The sequence below is a fragment of the Collinsella sp. SGI.095 genome (genome assembly GCF_050314535.1).
Taxonomy (GTDB): domain Bacteria; phylum Actinomycetota; class Coriobacteriia; order Coriobacteriales; family Coriobacteriaceae; genus Collinsella.
This window is the reverse complement of record NZ_JBNPNG010000031.1, coordinates 1-7,282: the sequence shown is the minus strand read 5'-3', so window position 1 is coordinate 7,282 and position 7,282 is coordinate 1. Positions and strand designations below refer to the sequence as shown.

Genomic DNA, 7,282 nt, shown 5'->3' with positions numbered 1-7,282 from the left:
GGAAGTCCGCCGACTGCTATATAAAAGCCGAGATATTGAGTCGATTATCAGGTAGGTTTCTTTCAGCTAAAGCACGCCGTAAATTCGACGCAGGCTGGCTAACCTTGCCGGACGTTGTCGACGCCGATCCAGCTCAGTAGCTGCATCGATACAGAAAGGTTCCCGACCGGAGGGGCCGGATATAAGGTTTATCGCGAGTTCCGCACGCAAAGAAGGCCACTTAATGTGGCCTTCGTCTTGCGCAGGACTGTAGAGCAGGAAACCTTATATCCGGCCCCTCCGGTCGGGGACCGCACCCATACGACTACAGCGTCATGTTTGGATCGGCGTCGACGTCGAACGGCGAGATTTCACCTCGGTCGAATTTGCGGCGAGCGACCTCCGCAATCATGGCGGCGTTGTCAGTACAGGCCGAGAGAGGCGGCACCGTTACGCGAATCCCCTGACGCCCGAGTTTCTTAATCATCATCTCGCGCAGATGCGGGTTGGCCGAGACGCCGCCGCCGATGCAATACTCCTTGCACCCGGTGGCGTGCAGGGCGTTCTTGGCCTTCTTGTACTGCACGTCAAAGACCGCCGCCTCAAACGAGGCCGCCAGGTCGGGCAGGTGAATCGTGCGCCCAGCCTTGGTCTCCTGCTCAATATAGAGCGTCACCGCCGTCTTGAGGCCCGAAAGCGAGAATCGATAGTCTCCCCTGCTGTTAAGCGCACGGGGAAAATCGATCGCGCGGGGATTGCCCGTCTCGGCGAGCTTGGAGATGATGGGGCCGCCGGGATAGCCCAGGCCCAGCGCCTTGGCAACCTTGTCGAAGGCTTCGCCCACGGCGTCGTCCAGCGTCTCGCCAAGCACCTCGTAGTCGCCCCATGCCTTTACGTGCACGAGCATGGTGTGCCCACCCGAGACAAGCGTAAAGATAAACGGCGGCTTAAGGTCGGGCTGTGCCAGCAGGTTGGCGAACAGGTGACCCTCCAGATGATTGACGCACACGAGCGGTTTACTGGCAGCATACGCAAAGCCCTTGGCAAAGGCGACGCCCACCACCAGGGCACCCACCAGGCCCGGGCCTTGCGTCACACCCACGGCGGCAAGCTCACTTGGCGCAATCGCTCCACCCTCAAGCCCAAGCGATACCGCGGCATCTTCAAGCGCCGCATCTACGACACTTACAATCACCTCGACATGCTTGCGCGAGGCGATCTCGGGCACCACGCCGCCAAAGCGAGCATGAAAATCAATCTGCGTCGACACCTGGTTGGCCAGCATATTGCCGTCCGCATCGATAATCGCAACAGCCGTCTCGTCGCAAGAGCTCTCGATGGCAAGAACTAGGCGACGGCGCTCGATTTCGGCACGCTCCTCGGCGGTGCGCTCGGGCTCAGGCAGCGGCCAGACGCGCTGCTCGGCAGCCGTTGGCTCGGGCGAGGCATTGTCGAGAGGAAGCACCAGGGGCAGCGACGCCGTCATGACGATGGCATCCTTGCCGACGCCGTAGTAGCCACGGCGACGACCCGCCTCGGTAAAGCCCAAGGCGCTATAGAGCGCAATCGCACCCTCGTTGCCGTCCTCAACCTCAAGCGAAGCAGTGGTGCAGCCGAGCATCTGGGCGTCATAGCTCACGTGCGACAGCAGCTTGCGGGCAATGCCCTCGCGACGATGAGCAGGATCAACCGCGACGTCCATAATCTGAACGTCACCGTCGACGACCATGCCGCCGGCAAGTCCCAGCAGCTGACCGTCGTCGTGCGCCACCCACCAGCTACGCGGCGCGGCAACGCCCTCGCCCAGCTCGGACAGGAACATGCCCGGCGTCCACGCCTCGTGTCCGGCGCCTTCAAAGCAGGCGGCCTCCAATGCGCTCGCGCCCTCGGCATCCGCCGCGCCCATGGGACGGAACTGCAGATGGCGGCCGGCGAGCTCGTCGGCAACACCCGTAATCTCGCTCTGGGCGCTCTCGGCAAGCCCAAGGCGCTTACGCTCATTTTCCTCGGCATCCGAAAGACGCGTGTAGATCGGCAAAACGCGAGCCGGATTACCGTCGCCCGCGGCGTGCGCCATCAGAAGGCCCTCGCCCGAGGGCCACCACAGGTCTCGCTCCACGCAGCGCGCAGTCTCGTCCTCACTCAGCAGCTTGCCATAACGTACGAGACCGTCACCAGTCAGCTTAACCTGGCTCCAGTCCGCGGCCTGGCGCCACTCATCAAGCGCCACGGCGGCTTTGACCACGTGTTCGCGCTCAAACAGACGCTCGGGACCTTCGTCCCCCAGTACGTACAGAGCCGGATACACCTCGCCACGCATGGCGTCGGCAAGAACACCAAGCTTGCCGCGCACGCCAGCCTTCCACGCCGTCCAGGCGCAAGCGTCAAGTGTCGACACGCCCAGCAACGGCACGTTGGCACCGCGCGCCAGACCCTTGGCGGTCGAGATGCCAATGCGAACGCCCGTAAACGAACCCGGGCCGCGTCCAACCACATAACAGCCGACATCGCCGCGATTCAGCCCGGCCTGCGCCAACACGTCATCGACGGTATTCACAAGTTCCACGTTGGCATGGCGACGACACAGATGGTCCCCGCTCACCAGCTTCGCCTCGCCCGTCTGCTCATCAATCCAGCTTGCCGCGCAGGCAAGCATGTCGGTCGAAGTATCGAGCGCCACTACCAGCGCGTTGTCGTTATGCAAGCTCATCTTGTACAGCCTTATCAATCAAATCGAAAAGCTCAGTCGCGCGCTCGCCGTGAGCCTCGAGCGCGATCGTTCGCACGTCGCTATCGTCCTCATCGCGCCTAAGCGTCACCGAGAGATACTCATCCGTCAGCTCGTCCTGAAACTGCTCGCCCCATTCCAACAAGCAAGCGCCCTCATAGCCGAGCACGTCAAAAATGCCCGTATCCTCGAGCTCGTAGGCATGCTCCAAGCGGTACAGATCAAAATGGAACAGCGGAATACGCCCCTGGTCGTGAACGGCCATGAGCGCGAACGTAGGACTCGTGACCATATGCCCGTCGCCCAAGCCGCGCGAAACGCCCTTGGTAAAGTGGGTCTTTCCCACGCCCAAGCCGCCGGTCAGTATCAGCACATCGCCATTTTCTAGACACGGTGCGACCAACTCGCCAAAATGCTCCGTATCGGCAGTACGAGCCGTTTTGTAGGTACCTAGCCCCAGGCGCTCCAGGGACATATACGCTCCTTATTATTCCGAGGCACCCTCTGGCGCGGGGTGTCGCACCAGATAGTCGCCCAGCATCTTAAAGTCTTCCTCCAGCAACTCCTGCCACGCCGGATTGCGCAGCGCCGCCGCGGGATGAAACGTCGGCATCACCACAAAGTGCCCCATCTGATGGAACCTGCCGCGCAGCTTGGTAATGCCAATCTCAGTCTTGAGCACAAAGTGCGTCGCGGGATTGCCGAGCGTCACGATGATATCGGGCCAGATGCTTCGAATCTGCTCGCGCAAAAACGGTGAGCAAGCAAGCACTTCCTCGGGACGCGGATTGCGGTTTCCCGGCGGGCGACATTTAAGCACATTGGCGATATAGACATCTTCACGCTTAAGGCCCGCCAGGGACAGAATGCCGTTGAGGTCTTCACCCGCCGCCCCCACAAAGGGCTCGCCCTGTAAATCCTCGTTACGGCCCGGCGCTTCACCAATAAACATCACGCGAGCGCGGGGGTTTCCCACCCCAAACACGATATTGTGGCGCGACTGGTAAAGCTGGCAAAGGCGGCAATCACCCAGGACGGCCTCGATCTCCTCGAGTGCAACTTCGCGCGGCGCCTGATGGCTATGGCCGGGGATGTACATAACGCCCATAGCGGCTCCTACACGTAGACCTTGTCGAGACGCATGCCAAAGCCGCAGGCGACCTCGTAGTTAATCGTGCCGCGCAGGCGCGCCATCTCATCCATGGTAATCTCGGCATCGCCATCGCGACCGATAATTATCATCTCGTCGCCATGTTCGGCCTCGGGAATCTCGTGAGCCGGGTTGGACTGAATGGCAACCATAAACTGATCCATGCAGATATTTCCGACCTGACGCACGCGCTCACCGCGATACAGCACGTCCATACGATTGGAAAGCGTGCGCGAAAGGCCGTCGGCATATCCGATCGGCAGCGTGCAGATCTGAACGCGTGTGCGCGGTACGCGGTAGGTAAAACCGTAGCCTACGCCCTCGCCCATCGCAGGATGCGCCACGCGCGTCACGCGCGCATGAACGCTCATAACGGGATCAAGCTGCATCACGCGGCCGCTCAGCTCGCACGGCTGCATGCCATACAAGCCAACGCCAGCGCGAATCATATCAAAATGCATCGAGGGGTCGAGCATCGAGGACGGCGTGTTGGCACAGTGCACGATACCGCACTCAAAACCCGCATCCTTAATGGCCTGAACGGCCTCGGTAAAGCGCTGGCACTGCAGCTTGTAGTCCCAACCCGATGGTTCGTCGGCCGTGGCAAAGTGCGTAAATACGCCGTCGCACTGAATACCGCGATGGAAATTAATACCGCGGACAAAGTCGAGCACCTGCGTGTAGTGAACGCCGATGCGGTTCATACCCGTCTCGATGGCAAGATGATACTTGCCCACCTTGCCCGCCGCGACGGCACATTCACCATACGCAAGAGCAAAATCGGACGTATAGACCGAGGGCATGATATCGAACTCGAGCAATGAAGGAATAGCCTCGATGGGAGGCTCGCTTAGAATCAGGATGGGCTTGGTGATTCCGCCCTGGCGCAACTCAATACCCTCGCTGACCGTCGCCACAGCAAACATGTCGGCACCGGCCGAATACATGATCTTGGCGCACTCGACGGCTCCATGACCATAAGCATCGGCTTTAACCACGCAGCACAGGCGCTGACGCGGATCTAGCAAGTTCTTATAGGCCCTCGTATTGCGGCGGAGCGCCCCGCGGTCGATCTCGACCCAGGACCAACGCGTCAAATCGGCTTTATTCATGATTAGTCATCCGACCCTTCGTCCATGATTCCCAGATCATCGAGCGCATCCTTTGCCGCCAATTCCATGGCGGGACCGATCGAGTCGATAAGATCGGTCGCGATAACGCTCTTCTCGCCATACTCCGTCGCCGCAGCAAAGCCGGCATAGCTGTGGAGTGCGACGGCATACGAGTACAGCAGCTCCCAACGGTCCATCTCGTCACGCATGGTCGCAAGCGTTCCTGCAAGGATACCTGCGAGGACATCACCCGAGCCAGCGGTCGCCAACGACGCTGGGCCCGAAAGCGGCAGCAGCACGCGCTCGACGCCGCAAATGGCCGTCGTCGGGCCCTTAGCGATAACAACGAGATTATCGGAACCGGCAGCCCAGACAATCTTTTGAGCAGCGGCAATCGCAGTGCCAAGATCATTGACCTCGTCGCCGGCAACGAGACGCGAAAGCTCGCGATAATGCGGCGTCATAACGAGCGGCTGCTCGCGACGGTACATCTCGGGATTACTGTCGATGCCGTCGATTGCAATCTTGGCAAGGCAGTTGAGCGCATCTGCATCTAGGATAAGCGGCACATCGAGCTCAAGCAGGCCCGAAACGACTTGCATCGATCCGGCAGACGTCGTCATGCCAGGCCCGCACACAACGCAGCTGTACTTCTTAGCAATCTCGCACACTGTCATACGCGCAGCGGCACCAAAAGATCCACGGGAATCAGACGGAATGGCGAAAACGGGAATCGACGGGAGCGCCATACGAATAAGGTTGGCGCACGCATCGGGCGTCGCAACGGCCACATAACCGGCACCAGCACGAGCGGCAGACTTTGCGGCCATGATGGCGGCACCAGGATATTGTGCCGACCCGGCAACGATGAGCGCGGAGCCGCGCGAATACTTATCGATATTCGTGGGCAGCGGGGCAAAGTAGTCCACCAGATCACCGGGCTCAACGATCTCGGCAGCATGATCGACATCATCGATGACTTCGTCGAGGCGGTCGTACAGACCGCCACACACCAGGTCGCCAGCATACTCCGGACCGTCAGCGCTGTAGAGGCCGATCTTAGGGGCAATCATCATCACGGTACGCTCGGCACGGATGCAGTCGTCATCCACAACGCCCGTCTCGGCATTCAGGCCCGAGGGAACATCGATAGAAACAACGTGATCGGCGCACTCGTTAACCGTAGGAATCCAAATAGAAAACGGCGCACGAAGGTTGCCGTGAAAACCGGTACCAAAAATAGCATCGACCACGACATCCGCTTTGTTAATGAGAACCTCTAGCTCGTCTCGCGAAGGCCCAACGCACACATGAACGTCGCGACCGGCGGTGCGACGGGCAACGTGACGAGCAAGGGCAGCAGGAATCTCATCCGGCTCAACTGGAGAAACGATATCAACATCAACGCCCTTATGGGTCAGGATATCCGCAGCGACCCAACCATCACCGCCATTGTTGCCAAAGCCGACCAGCACAAGAACGCGATCAGGGTTGAGCTTTAAAATCTCGTTGGCGGCAAATTCACCTGCCAACTCCATGAGCTCGGCCTTCGAGGTGCCCTCGCGCTCGATGATATCCTCGAGGCGAACGACTTCCTCGGTACTCAAAACCGGTTTCATCTATGCTCCTTGCGTATCTTGCGGATCATCGATCAAATGCTCCGACAAAGCAGATTGTTGCAGCTGTTCAAGCTCATCCAATACAGAACGGGCCTCTTTAAATGTCTGGGCAACGCGCTCCTTGGTGCTCATTTTTTCTTCCTTAGGCTTAGGTCGAGCATCCTCGGTGATCGCAATGGCATTAGCGACAGCCAAGTCACCCGTAAGGGTAATAGAAAGAGCAACCTCGACAACACCCAAATCCTGGGCGATTTCGAGAGCGCGACCAGAAAGCAGAGCCTTTGGCTTGCCGAGCCTATCGCGTGTTACGGAAACGTCCTTACGTCCAACGCCCTGACTAAACCCCGTTCCAAGTGCCTTAAGCACCGCTTCGCGAGAGGCAAAGCGGCTGGCATAATGAGCGGCAGGGCGAGACGACGCATCGCAATACGCACGCTCTTCATCGGTAAACACGCGCCAGGCAAACGACGGAGTCTTCTCAAGAATTGATTTCATTGAGGAAATCTCGACGATATCAACGCCGATACCAGCTTCAGCCATGTTCACCTCCATGCTACACAGACTACGATATTGTAGCCCGTTCAAAGAAGATGCGACAAACGAGGGTTATAAAACACAGCTACTATGTGAGACAAATTGCCTGAGAACGAAAAAGGGGGAGGCCGCGAGGCCTCCCCCTTCTCGATTCTCGATG

At 59.2% G+C, this 7,282-nt stretch carries 6 protein-coding genes; all 6 read right to left on the bottom strand.

Annotated elements, in window-relative coordinates; translation table 11 throughout:
* Nucleotides 1-304 precede the first annotated feature (304 nt).
* From tsaD to acpS, 6 genes are read right to left on the bottom strand one after another with little or no spacing between them, the layout of a single operon-like run.
* A complete protein-coding gene (gene tsaD, locus ACQRCA_RS08100) occupies nucleotides 305-2,689 on the bottom strand; it encodes a tRNA (adenosine(37)-N6)-threonylcarbamoyltransferase complex transferase subunit TsaD (protein WP_427719842.1) in 2,385 nt (794 codons plus the stop codon).
* Nucleotides 2,676-3,182, bottom strand: coding sequence for a tRNA (adenosine(37)-N6)-threonylcarbamoyltransferase complex ATPase subunit type 1 TsaE (gene tsaE, locus ACQRCA_RS08095; RefSeq protein WP_427719841.1), 507 nt, complete (start codon nucleotides 3,180-3,182; stop codon nucleotides 2,676-2,678). Before tsaE ends, tsaD begins: the two co-directional genes overlap by 14 nt.
* Before the next feature lie 12 nt (nucleotides 3,183-3,194).
* Entirely contained in the window at nucleotides 3,195-3,815 is a 621-nt protein-coding gene (locus ACQRCA_RS08090) for a uracil-DNA glycosylase (RefSeq protein WP_427719840.1), read from the bottom strand.
* 8 nt (nucleotides 3,816-3,823) lie between these two features.
* Complete coding sequence (gene alr / locus ACQRCA_RS08085) at nucleotides 3,824-4,969, bottom strand: alanine racemase (RefSeq protein WP_154515162.1); 1,146 nt, start codon at nucleotides 4,967-4,969, stop codon at nucleotides 3,824-3,826.
* A 2-nt stretch (nucleotides 4,970-4,971) separates the two neighbouring features.
* A complete protein-coding gene (locus ACQRCA_RS08080) occupies nucleotides 4,972-6,588 on the bottom strand; it encodes an NAD(P)H-hydrate dehydratase (protein WP_427719839.1) in 1,617 nt (538 codons plus the stop codon).
* Entirely contained in the window at nucleotides 6,589-7,128 is a 540-nt protein-coding gene (gene acpS, locus ACQRCA_RS08075; RefSeq protein ID WP_427719838.1) for a holo-ACP synthase, read from the bottom strand.
* Nucleotides 7,129-7,282: the final 154 nt, after the last annotated feature.

What these genes read in the sequence shown, in the direction of transcription:
- ACQRCA_RS08080 (WP_427719839.1), bottom strand. Translation starts at nt 6,588, where the DNA reads ATGAAACCGGTTTTGAGTACCGAGGAAGTCGTTCGCCTCGAGGATATC.
- tsaE (WP_427719841.1), bottom strand. Translation starts at nt 3,182, where the DNA reads ATGTCCCTGGAGCGCCTGGGGCTAGGTACCTACAAAACGGCTCGTACT.
- tsaD (WP_427719842.1), bottom strand. Translation starts at nt 2,689, where the DNA reads ATGAGCTTGCATAACGACAACGCGCTGGTAGTGGCGCTCGATACTTCG.
- acpS (WP_427719838.1), bottom strand. Translation starts at nt 7,128, where the DNA reads ATGGCTGAAGCTGGTATCGGCGTTGATATCGTCGAGATTTCCTCAATG.
- ACQRCA_RS08090 (WP_427719840.1), bottom strand. Translation starts at nt 3,815, where the DNA reads ATGGGCGTTATGTACATCCCCGGCCATAGCCATCAGGCGCCGCGCGAA.
- alr (WP_154515162.1), bottom strand. Translation starts at nt 4,969, where the DNA reads ATGAATAAAGCCGATTTGACGCGTTGGTCCTGGGTCGAGATCGACCGC.